Source organism: Ancylothrix sp. D3o, assembly GCF_025370775.1.
Lineage (GTDB): Bacteria > Cyanobacteriota > Cyanobacteriia > Cyanobacteriales > Oscillatoriaceae > Ancylothrix.
Genome location: NZ_JAMXEX010000001.1, coordinates 758116 through 774996 on the forward strand (window position 1 = coordinate 758116; position 16881 = coordinate 774996).

Below are 16881 nucleotides of genomic sequence, written 5' to 3' on the forward strand. Positions count from 1 at the left end.
ATGAGATTGGAGGGTAAGGCTATTACTGCTTCTGTAAATTTGACAGGTAATCACGCTTCCCCCGATGAAGCAGACAAACAAGTTCTGCACATTTGGGGCCGACAACCGTTGGCGGGCCATGTGAAAGTCAGCGGTGCAAAAAACGCAGCTTTGGTGGTGATGACAGGTGCTTTGTTATGTTCGGGAGATTGCCGTCTTCGCAATGTGCCGGTGTTGGCAGATGTGAAGCGGATGGGACAGATTTTGTCGGCCTTGGGGGTCAAATTAACCCAAAATGGCGATGTTTTAGACCTCAATGCCAGGGATATTTCTACCTCGGAGGCTCCCTATGAGTTGGTAAGCCAGTTACGGGCCAGCTTTTTTGCGATTGGGCCTTTGTTGGCGCGGTTGGGGGTGGCGAAAATTCCTTTGCCAGGGGGATGTGCTATTGGTGCAAGGCCGGTGGAGTTGCACGTCCGAGGTTTACAGGCGATGGGTGCGGATGTTCAGATTGATCATGGGATTGTTAATGCTTATGTCACCGGCCCAAATCGGCGTTTAAAAGGTGCGAAAATTTATTTGGATTATCCCAGCGTTGGGGCAACGGAAACGTTGATGATGGCGGCGACGCTGGCGGATGGTGAAACGACAATTGAAAATGCGGCCCAGGAACCGGAAGTTTTGGATCTGGCGAATTTTTGTAACTCGATGGGGGCAAAAATTACGGGTGCCGGGACGAAAACTATTACGATTTCTGGAGTTGAGCAGTTGCACTCGACTGATTACAGTATTATTCCAGACCGTATTGAGGCCGGCACATTTTTGGTGGCTGGGGCAATTACTCGCGGTGATATTATTGTTGGGCCGGTGATTCCAGATCATTTGACGGCGGTGATTGCTAAGTTACGAGCGATTGGCGCTAAGGTAACGGCTGAGGGAACGAATCAGTTACGGATTGTTGGTGCGCCTCAGCATACGGGAACGGATATTGAGACTTTGCCTTATCCTGGGTTCCCGACGGATATGCAGGCTCAGTTTATGGCTTTGCTGACTTTGAGTGAGGGTAATAGTGTGATTAGCGAAACGGTGTTTGAAAACCGTTTGCGTCATGTGGCCGAACTTAACCGCATGGGTGCTGATATTCGGGTTAAGGGTAATCATGCGATTATTCGCGGTGTGCCGTTTTTGTCGGGGGCGCCGGTGGTGGCGACGGACTTGCGTGCTTCGGCGGCGCTGGTTTTGGCCGGTTTGGCTGCTCAAGGCAAGACGACGATCCAGCAGTTGCAACACTTAGACCGAGGTTACGAGAGTTTGGAAGATAAGTTACGCGGTTTGGGTGCTAAGTTGGTGCGGAGTTTGGCGGATGCTGAACCAGACGCGAGCTTGGTTTCTCAGGCAATAGCGGTGCAATCAACACTAAACTAAGAGAGGTTTACTGTTTGATTGCGGTGGATTTGGCATGGATTTCTTCAAACAAACGCTGACTGGTTTAAAGGCTGACCATTTCCGTCATCCGCTTGATTTGGAGGCAACGAATGCGCTTAAGCAGTTGCCTGGTTTGGATTTGGTGGTGCGGAATTTGCTGGGGCCGGTTGGGGAGCAGTTTTTCTATTTGGAGAATATTGCTTCTAGTGTTTTGGTGGGTGAGCAGCAGTTGCCGCATTTATATCATCTGCTGGTTGAGGCGTGCCAGATTTTGGATTTGGAGGTGCCGCAGTTATATGTGCGGCAGCATCCTGTTCCAAATGCTTATACGTTTGCGATGCGTGGCCGGCAGCCTTTTATTGTTATGCACACTTCTCTGATTGATTTGTTGACGGATCAGGAAGTCCAGGCGGTGATTGCCCATGAGTTGGGTCATTTGAAGTGTGATCACGGGGTGTATCTGACGCTGGCTAATTTGCTGGTGTTGGCTGCCGGTCAGTTGCCTTCACTTGGGGGGATGTTGGCTCAAAGTTTACAGGCTCAGCTTTTGGAGTGGGTGCGTTGTGCTGAGTTTACTTGTGACCGCTCGGCTCTGCTGGCGGTGCAAGACCCGAAGGTGGTGATTTCTCTGTTGATGAAGTTGTCGGGGGGATCTCCTTCTTTGGCTCCTAAGTTGAATGTGGATGCTTTTTTGGCTCAGGCGCGGGCTTATGATGAGGTTGATAAGTCGGAGTTGGGGCTGTTGCTTAAGCAGGCTCAGACGGCTGGGTTGACTCATCCGGTGCCGGTGTTGCGGGCCAGGGAAATTGATCGCTGGGCGTCGGAAAAAAGTTATGAAACCCTATTGCAAAATAGAAATTTTGTGTATAATACTAAAAGCGACGACAAGGGCGGGTGGCGAAACTGGTAGACGCATCAGACTCAAAATCTGACACCGAAAGGTATGAGAGTTCGATTCTCTCCTCGCCCACTACTACAAGACCTGGTTTCTATTTGAAACCGGGTTTTTATTTTTAGGGTTTTTTACAAAGGGCCGGTTTTTGGTCTTTGGGCAGAGTTGCTCTTTATGGTTTTTTGGTGTAGTATAGATGTAGTTGTAAAAGTAAAAGGTTATGGCTCAACAATTGAAAAGCTGGGAGTCTCCCCGCCGCAGCGGAAGAAACGATAAGGGGAAAGGTGGATCGGCTCGCGCACGCCAAATCAGAAAACAACAGCAGATGATGCGGCAAAAATTGAAGGGCGAAAGCCCTGATAATAAAGGGAACAGATGTCAAAGTCTGTTCCTTTTTTATTTGCTCCTCACCGGCATTTCACCAAAGCCCCAAAAAACCCAAAACCTGCCTCTGCCAACAATGCAAAAAAATATTTATAATCACCGCCTAGCCGAACTCAGGTAATTGGGGTAGAATGTAGAGAACGCTTTATTATCCCCCAAACGATAAAAAAGGTACAAAAAAATGGCGGTAGGAATAGAAGATCAGGGACGCAAATTTATCACCACCGAACCCATTAATCCGAGCGAACAAACAGGATATCAAAAAGTCTGGGATGTCGTAAAAACAGCTTTTTCTGAAAGACATTGTATTGCCTACTGGCGCTATCCCATCTTTGCCAAAGCCGGCGAAATTCGCAAAGAACCCGATATTTTAATCGCCGACAAAGAACTAGGTTTAACAGTAATAGAAATCATCCCCGCCACCATCGATCAAATCAGCGAAGTTAACGAAAACATCTGGCGATTTCAAAACTATTCCGTACCCGAATCAACGCCCAATCAACAAGCAGAAAATCAAGCTTATGCCATGTTGGGATATTGTGACCGCGAAGCACCCATCCGTCGTAAAATAACCGGACGCGCAATTATTGCTTTACCCCAGGTTTCTGAGGAAGAATGGCAACAAAAAGGTTTTGATAAAATTGCCAATTTACCGACAATTATCTTTCAAAATCATTTAACTAAAAATGGTTTGCTCGAACGCCTCCACCAAGCAAAAACTCTAGTTGCCGGTGAAACTTTGGATGATAAACAATGGGAAATTTTGTTAGCCGTGATTAGTGGAACGCCGGTATTAAGAAAACCTCCCCGTACCGTTGCCACCAAAACTGATAAAAAAAGCCGAGCCAGCATCGTTGCAACCTTACAAGAAAAACTCTACGAATTAGATTACCAACAAGAAAACATCGGTAAAACAATCCCCCCTGGTTTTCAAAGAATGCGGGGAATTGCCGGCTCTGGAAAAACCGTTTTACTCTGCCAAAAAGCCGCCCATATCCACCTTAAACATCCCGACTGGGATATAGCTTTAGTGTTTTTTACCCGCACCCTTTATGATATGATGACCGGCTTAGTAGACCGCTGGTTAAAACGCTTCAGCAATGGCGATGTAACCTACGAACAAGCCAAATCAAAATTGCGAATTCTTCACGCTTGGGGTGCAAAAGATCACCCTGGACTTTATAGCACAATTTGTGAACATCATAACATCCGCCGCAAAACAGCCAGTGATAGCGCAGAAAGACAACCCAACCGAGGTTTAACTGATGTTTGTAAAAGGTTATTAGAAGAAATCGAAATCGAGCCAATATTTGATGCCATTTTGATTGACGAAGGACAAGATTTAGTTGCCGAAGATGACCTAAAATATCAAGATAAACAAGCAATTTACTGGTTAGCTTACAAAGCCTTAAAACCGGCAGATCCGCAAAACCCCGAACAAAAGCGCTTAATTTGGGCCTATGATGAAGCCCAAAGTTTAGATAACCTAAAAATACCCACAGCCAAAGAATTATTCGGCGAAAACCTCAGCGAACTCTTAAGCAAAGGAGCGCTTTATAGTGGCGGAATTAAAAAATCAGAAGTCATGCGTCGTTGCTATCGCGTACCGGGGCAAATATTGACCGCTGCTCATGCAATTGGTATGGGATTATTACGCTCTGAAGGAATGCTCACCGGCATTACTCGTGCAGATGATTGGCGTTCCATTGGCTATGAAGTCACCGGCAAATTTTTACCTGGTCAAAAAATTATACTACACCGGCCTCCCCAAAACTCCCCTAACCCAGTCCCCGAACTTTGGGAAAAGCCGGTTTTAGAATTTGAAACCTACCCATCTCGCCAAGAAGAAATGAAAGCATTAGCTGATAAAATCATGCACAACTTGGTAGAAGATGACCTCAAACCAAGCCGAGATATCTTAATTATAATTCTCGGTTCTATCAATGATGCAATAGAATTAGAAAACCAAGTTGCCGGCTTTTTAATTGACCAAAACATCGATATTTACATACCTACTGCTTTAGGGTTAAATGAATTAAACCCCCAATGGCCGGATCATAACCCTGATAAATTTTGGATGGAAGGCGGAATAACTGTTTCTCGGGTCACTCGTGCTAAGGGAAATGAAGCTGATATGGTGTATGTTGTCGGGTTAGATAATGTTGCCAGAAATGAAAGCGATGTTAACCTCCGAAATCAACTATTTGTGGCTTTAACAAGGGCTCGCGGTTGGGTAAATTTAAGTGGCGTTGGTCATTATCCGATGTATGAAGAAATGCAGCGCGTTATTGACAGCGGAGAAACGTTTACTTTTACTTACAAACGGCCTTTAAAACGCGCTATTTCTGAAACAGAATAAAATTAACCGCAGATAAACGCAGATGGACGCAGATAGTCTATCCGCGTCCATCTGCGTTCATCTGCGGTTAAAAAAATTCCTATTGCTAATCACCGGCTCCTCCAAAACCGCACCCGCTTTCCACACTTTCACCAACCGATCAAACCCCCCACTTGCTAATAGCATTCCATCAGGACTAAAGGCCAAAGATTGCACCCAGTCGGTATGTCCTAAAAACTTTCCTACCAACTCACCAGAATTTAAATTCCAAATTCTAATTCCATCAAAACCGGCACTTGCCAAAGTTACCCCATCCAGGTTTATTGCTAACGCATTTACCTGTGAAGGATGACCGGCTAAAGTTTTCAATAAATCGCCGGTTTTTACATCCCAAATTTTAATAAAACTGTCATAACTACCCGTAATTAACTTTTCCCCATCAGGAGTAAAAACCACCACATTTACTGCACCCCCATGAGCCTTAATTGTTTTCAATAAATCTGCTGTATAAAAATCCCATAATTTTATGTTTCCATCCTTATCACCACTTGCTAAAAAACGCCCATCATAACTAATAGCAACTGAGTAAATAGTTTCATACCGTAATAATTCTTTCAAAGGCCGGCGAGTTCGTAAATCCCAAAATTTTACCCCATCCAAACCCCCACTTACCAATGTTTGGACATTGGGACTAATTGCTAAAGACATCACATTTGTGGCCGGTTTCAAAAAAATTCGATTTGGTTCATCTTTATGCCGGTTCCAAATATTCAACATTGCATCATCACTACCACTCGCAAATGTCTCATTATCCCCAGCAAAAGCCACCGTCAAAACTCTATTTGTATGTGCTTTCACCGTCCGAATATTATCTCCCTCCTCCTTGAGATTCCAAACTCTAATCTTTCCATCCATACTTCCCCCACCACTAATTAAAAGTTCTCCATCAGGACTAAAAGCGAGGGTTTCTACTGTTCCTTTATGACCTTTAAGCGTGTACACTAATTCAGGATTTGCCCAACCTTGACTAAACACATCGCTTTGTGATGTCTCAATCACCCTTGATTTTCCTAGGGAGGGTGTCACAAATAGAGCACCCATAAAACTTATTGTCACCCCCAATATTGCCCAAAAAATAAATGTATAAATTCCTTTCATGCTTCATTTTCCACCGATACTTGTATCGTCCGTACCCCCAGTGGGGCGGGCATCTTGCCCGCCTGCCCATACCGGCCCCACCTCCTTTACAGTTGAATATTCGGGCAAATGGTTTGAGAAATGCGATCTGCTGGCGGTTCTTCTTCCCACCGGCCCAGTAACCCTTGAAGTTCTTGTTTTAAACCTTCTAAAGCCGCAATTTGTTCGTTAATTGCATCAACTTTTGCCAGCAAATGTTGCTTCATTTCGCCACAGGGTAATTCGCCATTTTGGTAGATATTTAATATTTCTTGAATTTCGCTGAGGCTGAGTCCTAAAGATTGGGCTCGTTTAATAAATCCCAGTCGGTTAATCACCTCAATTTTAAATAGGCGATATCCCGATTTGGAACGCTCTACATTAGGGGCGAGCAGTCCGATTTCTTCATAATACCGAATAGTTTTAACCGGCAAATGGGTAATTGCTGCTACTTCTCCAATCTTCAACAATTGATCCTGGCCGGTCATTTCCTGAGTTATCTTGCCAGTAAGCATTTCCAACATTAGCGGCGGGGTTGTTTGCGAGAAGGTGACAAAACCGGCAAAGCTGGACGCGAAGACGCCGGCGGTAAATAATGTTCGGGTACTCGTTCAGGTTGTTCGACTTGAGAGCTTTGAATTTGCCACCAGCGTACAACCACAGCCACAATCATTGTACTCAAGCCAAAAGCCAGCAGAGATCCTCGCTCATCAAGACTACCAATAACGGCATCAACAGCGCCAATGGTGAGCATAAAACTGAAGAGAGGCTCTTTGCGGTAAGCTGATTTTAAAAACCGAGTCCAGGCGACGTTCATATTTTTTCTGTACTGATTGCTGAGCTATAGAACCAAAGTTGAAGGAAAACTGTAGCACTAAAGGGTGCTACCGATACTTTAACTTAAACTTCCACAGGGCTGTTTAAATATCCAGAAAATTCTGTCTTGAGTTGAATTTCGCAGGGACAGAGCCCAATTGTGTCCCCGCTAAAGTTAACTTAATTCAGACCCAGCCATCTCAGTAGACCTTGGCCGGTGACATACTCAATAATTAACATCAGCACGAAGCCGATCATCGCGGCTCTACCGTTGAGGCGTTCAGCATAATCATTAAAACCAAACTTTGGTTCTTCGAGTTTAGGGGTTGTGCTGGGTTGAGGTGCAGTCATGGTTCTCCGCTAGTTACAATTCTTTACTTTTAATTGTCCCATTGCAAGGATACACTGCTATCGCCGATTTGATTTTAGAGTCAAGAGTTTAGATTGTAGAAGCCAAAAACCAAGGCTAACAAAGAAAATTTTTTGAGGTGATCGAGTCTTAAGCTAGAGGAATCGGTGAAATAGAGGTCGCAAATGGAAATAGGTGTTCCCAAAGAAACAAAAGATCAAGAGTTTCGGGTGGGTTTGAGTCCCAGCAGTGTGCGAGTGTTGTCTGATAAGGGCCACTCCGTATATGTAGAAACCAATGCCGGCGTCGGTGCCGGGTTTACGGATTTGGAGTATATTCAGGCCGGGGCAAAAATTGTCTCAACCGCAAAAGAAGCTTGGGATCGAGACTTGGTAGTAAAAGTCAAAGAACCCCTAAAGGCAGAATATCCGCTGCTACAAAAAGACCAATTGCTTTTTACTTATCTGCATTTGGCAGCAGATCGCACCTTAACCGAGCATTTAATTAACTCTGGTATTACCGCTATTGCTTATGAAACCGTAGAACTTGCATCCCATAGTTTGCCGCTGCTGACTCCCATGAGTATCATTGCCGGTCGTTTAGCTGTGCAGTTTGGCGCCAGATATCTCGAACGGCAACAAGGCGGACGGGGTGTGCTTCTGGGGGGTGTTCCTGGGGTGATGCCTGGTAATGTGGTGATTTTAGGCGGGGGTGTCGTGGGGACAGAAGCGGCTCGCATTGCGGTGGGGATGGGCGCGTCTGTGCAAATTATAGATATTAATGTGGAGCGTTTGGCCTATCTGGAAACGCTTTTTGGCTCACGGGTGCAATATCTTTACAGTGAGTCTTTAACCATTGAATCCATTGTTCCACAAGCGGATCTGTTGATTGGGGCTGTTCTAGTTCCAGGCCGGCGGGCTCCTATTCTGGTGTCTGGTTCTTTGGTGGCCAAAATGCGCCCTGGTTCAGTGATTGTTGATGTGGCTGTGGATCAGGGCGGTTGTGTGGAAACACTGAGAGCTACCTCTCACACTCATCCTACTTATGTTGAGGAGGGAGTTTTACATTATGGTGTGCCAAATATGCCGGGGGCTGTTCCCTGGACGGCTACGCAAGCACTTAATAATAGTACCTTGCCTTATGTGCTGAAGTTGGCAAACCAAGGTGCTGAGGTTTTAAAAAGTGATGCGGCTCTGGCTGGTGGTTTGAATGTCCAAGCAGGCCGGCTCGTACATCCCGCAGTATGCGAAGTTTTTCCTGATTTGGCGTAAGGACGAAATCATCAATGGGGGTGAGCACAGCAGCATCACCCCTGCAATCGTGTAAGTTTGCAGTTGCGTTGCTGGCTAAAGCTCTTTTTTGCGGACTTTACCCGGCAGGGGTGACTTAAGGCTGCTAGTTAATTTTTTGAGTTTTAAACTACCGATTTGATTTTATTTTACATTACTTCTCAGTAGCTAAAAAAACTTTTACCTAATGCAGTTATATCGCAAAAAAGACCCGATTCCGAAAAATTATAGTCTCCAACTTTATAGATAAATTACAAAAGAGTAGGAAACTTTACTGAAAATTTACACAAGCTACCCAGAAAATACGGTCGGCTGTTGAAAAATTTACTAAAATTTATGTGAGAGGTTCATGCTGTGGTAGCCAAAGTCAATCGCGGCTATTTAGCAAAAATTCTCATTTAAAAACTATAAGGCCGAGATTTGCAAACAGAAGAAAAACATCTGTTTCTTAACCGATCTGTTGTCGCTGCTACAGCAAATAAAATCAACCAAGACTTCCCTCAAAAAAATCAAAGTGCCTCCTAGCGCATGGTTTGGCGGAAAGGCAGAAGTTTTGCAAAGAAATATTCATCAATTTAATTTTTAGATGAAGATTGTGTAAATTCACCCCAAAAAGTAGGAAAATATGCAAACATCAAGCTATTGTTAAAAAAAATATGCGTGTTAGGTAAAAATCAAAGCTTGTCGGCATAATCGGCGAAGACAGAAACTTTACCGAAAGGCATATAAAAATAAATTTATTTAATTAATTCTACGAAGGGCCAAAGGTGAGGAAGGAGAAGGATATGAGTCTGAAGCAAATTTATACTTGGGTAGCTATCGGTGCTGGCAGCTTGATTGTTTTAGGGGCCGGTGCAGCAAATGCGGCAACCTTCACCCGCGCTCAATATACGCCCAATGATATGCTCGACTTTCGGGCCTTGGGTTATACTTATGACAACTTTGATACAAATACAGTGGCTACAGTGGCACCAGGGGTGATAATTCCTAACACCCTGCAAGTAAGAAGAAATATTACCTCCCTGTCGCCCGATGAACTAACCAGATACGTCAATGCCGTAACCACCCTAAAAAATACAATGGTAACGACGACAAATGGTGTTCAAATTAGTGTATATGACCAGTTTGTCGCAACTCACTTAGGCGCGATGGACTTGGCAGGCCGGCCTGGGCCAAATGGCCAGCCGTTGGTGAATGCGGCGCACGGGAATGCAGGGTTTTTGCCTTGGCACCGCGCTTTTATCTACGAATTTGAAAAACAATTACAAACCGTTGACTCCTCCGTAACCATTCCTTACTGGGACCCCACCAACGCAACCCAAACAACAGCGCTGTTTTCGGCAGGTTTGTTCGGTAGTCGCAACACAGGGGCCGGCGGCCTGATAGATGGTCGTTTTGCCGGTTGGCAACAGCGTAACGACCTCAGCGGTAACACTTGGCTGGGAACCCAAAGCGGTTCACGCAACTTGAGACGGGCGAGTACGCAAAATATTAATACCTTCACGACCAATATGCAGACGGTATCGACAGCCGCTTTGAATCAAGCTGTTTATTTGAATGCAGCCAACACAGGAGGCTTTAACCGACCAGTCGAGCTATCTATCCACAACCCGATGCACACCTTTGTCGGTGGGTCAATGAATTTTATGACTTCTCCTAACGATCCGGTGTTTTGGTTGCTTCATGCAGGTATAGATCGCCTGTGGAGTCGTTGGCAAGTGGCAGTTGCAGATACTCCCACAACAGGCCGGTTAACCGGCACCGCGGCCTATGCAACCCCCGGCGTCGGAACTCCCTACGGTCATGGCCGGCTTGACGCCATGTGGCCTTGGGATAACGGACAATCTCGCGTAGCCGCAGACTTGGCCGCGCTTTTGCCTACCTTGCCTGGTGTCTCTCCTATCGATCCGGGCGTGCTGGCAGGCGAGTTTATGATGGCCAGCGCTCCTTCAGACTTAAGTACAGATGTCACCGGCAATATGTATAACCCCTGGGGACATCACGCCTATCACGGAGATCAGCCTTGTCCTGATATTGTGGCTAATTTACCTTGTGATAAGCCTTGCCACAATGGCTCATCGGTTCCCGAACCGGCTTCTATTTTTGGCTTGTTGACATTCGGTGCTTTGGGTGCCGGTTCTCTGCGGAAGCGCAAATTAGCAAAAGCCGCTAACTAGCACTCAGCTTAAATAACGGTTTCTTGTCTTATTTATAACTGGTGAGCCGGTGTTGAGTGTGGGGGTTTGTTTAGAGTTATGGCAACTGTTTTTGAAATTACAAAACAGAGCTTTCTCTCATTGCCACAAAAATATTGAGTTTGAATTGCTGCACCTCAGTAAGTCGAAAAATTGAATGCCCGCTTTTTTTCAAAGAGTATCAGCCCTTTGGCAAGACTGATAGCAAAGTCTGGCTGTACCCTGTACAGTTCAGCCTAGTTTACTTCAGCTTTTAACGTTAGCTCCTAAAATTTTCTGCCTTTCTTTTAAACTTTGATGAGAGGCTGGCCAGCAAAGGGTCGAATGGTTGACCCTGAAAGCCTTGTTTTTAAAGGCGATAGCGGTTTTGACGCTGCATCGGAAAGCAAAAAAAATCAAGCTATAAAAAAAACAGAAAAGTTGTTAATGTTCGCCGAATTTTAAACAACCAACACCGGCCCGAAATTGACCCTCATCACTTGATAACTGCCGGCGTTGTTTTTTCACAGCTAAGGCTTTTCCAGCTATGCTGTGGCGTTGATAAAATTGGCAAGTCGGTTCCATAAAAATAAAGAGAGTTATCAAACGGATAAAATTTCATATATAACAAATAAATAAGATTTGTGGCTAGAGTCCGTAGAGAGCAATTAAATAACTCTAAAATAAAATCAGTGAAATTACGGAGAAATGGAGAGCAGACCGGCCCGAAAACAGGTGCTAAAGAGTAAACAGGCAGTAAAAATACTTGTATTGGTACATGATGGAATAACCAAAACTAGCAGGCTTAACCGAGTGTTTGGAAATCCAAAACAGAGGTTTAAGGTCGATTATGAAAGGTCAGCACTCCAATCTATCAAAAAATCTCACTACCTTCTCTCACTATTAGCGAATAAAATAAGCCTCACACTCACTAAAACGCTTTTATTATAAAAAGATAAATATAAACGAGTGGCGGCCAATTTCCTTACATCGTCAAGATCCCCCCCACTAAGTTACTTTCTTTGAGGACAAAGCCATGCCTGTCAAACCTAGCTTAACCTGGATTATCACCATCACCAGCAGCTTTTTTGCACTAAGTATTAGCCCGGTGCGAGCCTATACATTCAGCACCGGCCAAGTCACACCCGCCCAAACCCTAGACTTCACCAGCTACGGATATCGCTACGACACAATGGCTAACTCTGGGCTCACCGGCGGAAACTTGCAAGTGAGAGAAAACGCCGCCAACCTAAGCGGCGATGAGATTTCAAGATTTCTCAACGCCCTTGATGTGTTAAAAACAGAAAGATTTGTCACCACCGCCAACGGCCAAACAATCAGCGAATACGATCAATTTGTCGCCACCCACCTCGCCACAATGGACATGACAGGACGTATCGGGCCCAATGGCCAACCCCTTGTCAACGGCGCACACGGAAACGCAGCATTTTTACCTTGGCACCGGCAATTTTTAAACGAATTTGAACTTGCCCTACAAAGCGTCGATGCCAGCGTTACCATCCCCTACTGGGACTGGACAAACCAAGCAGCCACACAAAATATAATTTTTCAAGACAACTTCATGGGGCCCAACGGCAACGCTGCTCAAAATCGTAACATCACCTCTGGGCTGTTCACCGTTGCCAATGGATGGGGGCAAAGAACAGACCTCAGCGGAAGCGCTTGGACAGGAATCAACACTAACATCCGAGCAATACGGCGAAACTTAGGCGCGTTCACCGCCTTGGGAACCCAAGCCCAAGTCAACAACGCCCTCAACACCAATGCTTACCTCACACTACGCGGTCGCCTCGAAGCCGGTGCAGGAATGCACAACACCATGCACAACTGGTTCGGGACAGGTAGCACGATGAGAACCCAAACCTCTCCCAACGATCCGATGTTTTGGCTATTGCACGCCAACATCGACCGCTTATGGGGACAGTGGCAGCTAAACGGACGCTGGGGGGCAAACTTCTATCCAGCCGGCGGCCAACCCTACGGACATAACCTTAATGACCTAATGTGGCCTTGGAATACAGCAAATATACCCATTGCCAACGACTTACTAGACCTGACTCCAACTAGACCTGGACAACAGAGACTTGCCTTCGACGCCTCCCAGGAATTCCTCATGGCGAGTGCGCCGACAGACTTATTCACCGATACCAGCGGCGGCTATATGTACAACCCCTGGGGACACCACGCCTATCACGGCGACGAACCTTGTCCTGATCTTGTCGCTGATTTACCCTGCGATAAACCCTGCCATAACGGTTCCTCGGTTCCCGAACCGGCCTCAATTTTTGGTTTATTAGCCTTTGGAGTTTTGGGGGCCGGTTCCTTGAAAAAACGAGGCAGCAAAGTCTTGGCCGGGGCGAAAAATTAGTAGTAATACCAACGCCGGTTTAACAATTAACCCATCTGCGTCTATCTGCGTCCATCTGCGGTTCAAAAAAACCCTTAGTCATTGGTCACTGGTCAAATGTCATTTGTAGAGTACAACAAAGGACAAAGGACAAATGACATTTGACTATTGAAAAAAATCAACTTTTTTTGCTGCGCGTCGAAGTCTTGCTTTTGCCGGTTTTCTTTGATCCCCCAGAAGCCTTTGCCGCCAGCAGTTCCACCGCCTTTGCCAAAGTCAGCGTTTCCACCGTCTCGCCTTCAGGGATCGAGGCATTGGTTTTGCCGTGCTTCACATAGGCTCCATAGGGCCCATCATAAATATTCACCGGCTCATCATCGGCTGGGTGATTTCCCAAAGCCTTGAGGGGTTCCTTCGTCTTGCCCTTGGCGCTACGTCCGCCTTTTTTCGGCTCCGCCAAAAGTTCAATAGCACGTTTAAAGTCAATTGTCAAGACATCATCGGTAGATTTTAAAGAGCGATACTCCTTGGCATCTTTCCCTTGGTCGTGTAACACATAGGGGCCAAAACGGCCTAAACTAACCGAGATTTTACCGCCGGTTTCGGGATGCACTCCTAAAGCGCGGGGCAAAGAAAGTAAACCCACAGCCATTTCCAGGGTGACATTTTCCGGGGTGACACCTTTGGGTAAAGACATGGTTTTGGGCTTTTTCTTGGCATCGGATGTTTCTTCACCGAGTTGGACATAGGGGCCATAAGTACCCACTTTCAGATAAATTGGTTCTCCCGTTTGGGGATGCTGGCCAACAATATCCGGGCCTTCGGTTTTTTGGCGCAGCAAAATTTCTACCCGTTCGGGATCAAGGTCGGCGGGTGTTAAATTTTTGGGGATCGAAGCTGTCACCGCACCATCGCCGTTTTGAACTTCAATATAGGGGCCAAACCGGCCTATTCTTACTTTGGCATCGAGATTTTCTAACTCAACGGTTCGGGCTACAGAGGCATCAATTTGACTTTCTTGGGTGTCTACTTGTTTTCGTAGTCCTGTTTCACCGAGATAAAACTTATTTAGATAAGGTAGCCATTGCGCTTCGCCGGTGGAAATATCATCGAGGGTTTGTTCCATGCGGGAGGTAAAGCGGGGATCTACCAATTCCGGAAAATATTTTTCCAGCAAACCGGTGACTGCAAAGGCGGTAAAGGTTGGGATCAGGGCGTTATTAACGAGTTGGGCGTAGCCACGATCAATAATGGTGCCGATGATGCTGGCGTAGGTGCTGGGCCGGCCTATGCCTTCACTTTCAAGCATTTTGACAAGCGAGGCTTCGGTAAAGCGGGCCGGTGGTTGGGTTTCGTGGCCAATGGCATCGAGTTTTTGGCAGGTAGGACTGTCACCGACTTTGAGGTTTGGGAGAATGACTTCTTGATCTTCGAGGGCGGCGTTGGGGTCGTCTGAACCTTCAACGTAGGCGCGGAGATAGCCGGGGAAGTCAATGCGTTTGCCGGTGGAACGAAAGCCGGTGTCTTCTACTTGCAGATCAAGGGTGATTTGGGTTTGGCGGGCGTCGGCCATTTGACAGGCGACGGTGCGTTTCCAGATCAGGTCGTATAAATCAAATTCGCGTCCAGAGAGGCCGGTTTCTTGGGGAGTGCGGAAGCTGCTACCGGCGGGACGGATGGCTTCGTGGGCTTCTTGGGCTCCTTTGCTTTTGGTGGTGTATTGACGGGGTTGGGGGCTGAGGTATTGTTTGCCGTAGAGTTTTTCGGCGCAGGCTCTTGCGGCGGCGATGGCTTGGTCGGACAGGTGTACCGAGTCTGTCCGCATATAGGTGATGTAGCCTTGTTCGTAAAGGCTTTGGGCGATCCGCATGGTGTCGCGGGCCGACAGACGTAGTTTGCGGTTCGATTCTTGTTGGAGGGTGGAGGTGGTGAAGGGGGGGGAGGGTTTGCGGGTGGTGGGGCGTTCTTCGAGGTTGCTGACGCGCCAGGGTTTACCGCTGAGGCGTTGAGTCAGGGCTTCGGCTTGTTGCTGGTTGAGGAGTAGGACGTTGCGACCGGCTGCTATTTGGCCGGTGTTTTCGTCAAAGTCTGCGCCGGTGGCGATTTTTCTGCCGCCTACTGTGATTAGTTTGGCTTCAAAGATTTGACTTTTATCTTTTGTGCCGGTGGCTGATAGGGTGGCTTTGAGATCCCAGTAGGTGCCTTGGCGGAAGGCGCGGCGTTGGCGTTCGCGTTGGACGAGGAGACGGACGGCGACGGATTGGACTCTGCCGGCGGATAGCCCAGAGGCAATTTTTTTCCAGAGGAGGGGCGAGAGGGTGTAGCCTACTAGCCGGTCGAGGATACGGCGGGTTTCTTGGGCTCGGACAACGTGCTCATCAATGTTGCGGCAGTTTTTGAGGGCTGCTTTGATTGCAGAGTCGGTGATTTCGTGAAAGACCATCCGTTTGATGGGGACTTTGGGCTGGAGGACTTGCAATAAGTGCCAGCTTATACTTTCTCCTTCGCGGTCTTCGTCGGTGGCGAGGATTAGTTCTTTGGCTTCTTTGAGGGCGTCTTTTAGTTGTTTGACTACTTTCTTTTTATCTTTGGGGATGATGTAGAGGGGTTCAAAGTCGGCTTCTACGTTGACGCCTAGCTGAGCCCATTTTTCTCCTTTGACGTTTTCGGGGATGTCGCTTGCTGATTGGGGCAGGTCACGCACATGGCCCATTGATGCCTCGACTCGATAGCTTGAGGGCAAATAGTTACGAATTGTACGGGCTTTGGTGGGTGATTCTACGATGACGAGGGTTGACATGGCACGGTTTAGGGATTTTAGTTTTTAGTTTTTGGATTTTAGTTTGAAGTATTGAGAGTTTAGGTCTAAGGGTTTGGTTGTTGCGCCGCACCTCTATAACGACTATAGATGCCGATAATTTTTTTTGGGATAGGGTTTGGTTTTTAGGAGTTTTTGTGGAGATTGATTGTTAGCTTATTTTTTTTGCTTTGTCAAGCACGACAATTTGTGGGGGTTGTTTGTGTAAATGTTTCCCCTGATTGGGTTTAGCATTGATGGGGTGATGTGTCAAGAGGGGTTGAGAGAAAGTTCTGGTCGCCTGATAGATTTTTCCTGGTTAGGGCGTATTTTTTCTGGGTGGGGGCCGGCTGGTTTCTTGTCGCCCATACTATAGTTGTTAGAGGATGGGGTAAATATGATTAATGGTTATGTCAATTTTTCTGGACAAAGTTAACTGGTATAACTTCTCTCAAATTTTAGGCTCTGAAGTCTAATTTATTAGGAATTTACTTCGATATTTTTTCCCACTACAAGGGGATGAATAGGGCGATTTATTGGGACAAAATAGATAAGGAAAGATCAATCATTGCCGTTTGTTTTTTTGATGGCAAAATTAAAATTATAGGGTCATTATTTTAATAATTATTAACATTTTTGTAGTTTGATAGGGTTTTTCTTGGCTGGATTTAATTAGGTAAAATTTCGCCGACCTACTTTTATAACAAGAGGGCTTAGGCGCTAGGGAGACGGCAAGAGTTTTTTGCGTAGATATCTAGTTGAAAAAGAGACAATTTTTCCGAGAAACCGGGAATAAGCGCGTTTGTCCTAAAGAATTAAGAAGTGTTTGTTTTTATTTTCGGAAAGCTAGGGCAATTTTTCAGGATGTAGTCAAATAATATGGCTGGGTTTTTC

At 46.2% G+C, this 16881-nt stretch carries 13 protein-coding genes and 1 tRNA gene; 8 read left to right on the forward strand and 6 right to left on the reverse strand.

Translation table 11 applies throughout. The features are described from left to right. The 5 genes from murA to NG798_RS03210 all read left to right on the forward strand — a co-directional run bounded on the left by murA (position 1) and on the right by NG798_RS03210 (position 5039). Positions 1–1404 (forward strand): UDP-N-acetylglucosamine 1-carboxyvinyltransferase, encoded by a 1404-nt coding sequence (murA, locus tag NG798_RS03190; protein WP_261220335.1) that lies wholly within the window; start codon positions 1–3, stop codon positions 1402–1404. Between the two features lie 34 nt (positions 1405–1438). Beyond that, positions 1439–2314, forward strand: a complete 876-nt coding sequence (locus tag NG798_RS03195; RefSeq protein ID WP_261220336.1) for a M48 family metallopeptidase — start codon at positions 1439–1441, stop codon at positions 2312–2314. Beyond that, a tRNA-Leu gene (locus tag NG798_RS03200) sits at positions 2293–2374 on the forward strand. Before NG798_RS03195 ends, NG798_RS03200 begins: the two co-directional genes overlap by 22 nt. A 142-nt stretch (positions 2375–2516) precedes the next feature. Then, the gene (locus NG798_RS03205) at positions 2517–2801 is read left to right on the forward strand and encodes a hypothetical protein (protein WP_261220337.1); all 285 of its coding nucleotides are present in this window, start codon (positions 2517–2519) and stop codon (positions 2799–2801) included. 60 nt (positions 2802–2861) lie between these two features. Further along, a complete protein-coding gene (locus NG798_RS03210) occupies positions 2862–5039 on the forward strand; it encodes a DEAD/DEAH box helicase (RefSeq protein WP_261220338.1) in 2178 nt (725 codons plus the stop codon). Positions 5040–5096: 57 nt separating this feature from the next. Here the strand turns inward: NG798_RS03210 and NG798_RS03215 are convergent, their stop codons facing one another. The 4 genes from NG798_RS03215 to NG798_RS03230 form a co-directional block, all read right to left on the reverse strand. Beyond that, on the reverse strand, positions 5097–6176 hold the full coding sequence (locus tag NG798_RS03215; RefSeq protein ID WP_261220339.1) for a WD40 repeat domain-containing protein: 1080 nt from the start codon (positions 6174–6176) through the stop codon (positions 5097–5099). 86 nt (positions 6177–6262) lie between these two features. Then, positions 6263–6709: a heavy metal-responsive transcriptional regulator gene (locus NG798_RS03220; RefSeq protein WP_261220340.1), complete on the reverse strand. Its 447-nt coding sequence runs from the start codon at positions 6707–6709 to the stop codon at positions 6263–6265. Between the two features lie 8 nt (positions 6710–6717). Continuing rightward, a complete protein-coding gene (locus NG798_RS03225; protein ID WP_261220341.1) occupies positions 6718–7011 on the reverse strand; it encodes a hypothetical protein in 294 nt (97 codons plus the stop codon). Between the two features lie 179 nt (positions 7012–7190). Continuing rightward, complete coding sequence (locus NG798_RS03230; protein ID WP_261220342.1) at positions 7191–7361, reverse strand: chlorophyll a/b-binding protein; 171 nt, start codon at positions 7359–7361, stop codon at positions 7191–7193. 183 nt (positions 7362–7544) lie between these two features. On the opposite strand from NG798_RS03230, the gene ald reads away from it, so the two are divergent. Together ald and NG798_RS03240 are read left to right on the forward strand one after the other, a co-directional pair. Then, positions 7545–8630: an alanine dehydrogenase gene (gene ald / locus NG798_RS03235; protein ID WP_261220343.1), complete on the forward strand. Its 1086-nt coding sequence runs from the start codon at positions 7545–7547 to the stop codon at positions 8628–8630. Between the two features lie 803 nt (positions 8631–9433). Continuing rightward, positions 9434–10825, forward strand: coding sequence for a tyrosinase family protein (locus tag NG798_RS03240; RefSeq protein ID WP_261220344.1), 1392 nt, complete (start codon positions 9434–9436; stop codon positions 10823–10825). A gap of 441 nt (positions 10826–11266) precedes the next feature. On the opposite strand, the gene NG798_RS03245 is transcribed toward NG798_RS03240, so the two are convergent. Further along, entirely contained in the window at positions 11267–11407 is a 141-nt protein-coding gene (locus NG798_RS03245; RefSeq protein ID WP_261220345.1) for a hypothetical protein, read from the reverse strand. A gap of 451 nt (positions 11408–11858) precedes the next feature. Between NG798_RS03245 and NG798_RS03250 the strand changes: the two genes are divergently transcribed. Then, entirely contained in the window at positions 11859–13211 is a 1353-nt protein-coding gene (locus NG798_RS03250) for a tyrosinase family protein (protein ID WP_261220346.1), read from the forward strand. Positions 13212–13368: 157 nt separating this feature from the next. On the opposite strand, the gene topA is transcribed toward NG798_RS03250, so the two are convergent. Continuing rightward, the gene (gene topA / locus NG798_RS03255) at positions 13369–15990 is read right to left on the reverse strand and encodes a type I DNA topoisomerase (protein ID WP_261220347.1); all 2622 of its coding nucleotides are present in this window, start codon (positions 15988–15990) and stop codon (positions 13369–13371) included. Between the last annotated feature and the right edge of the window lie 891 nt (positions 15991–16881).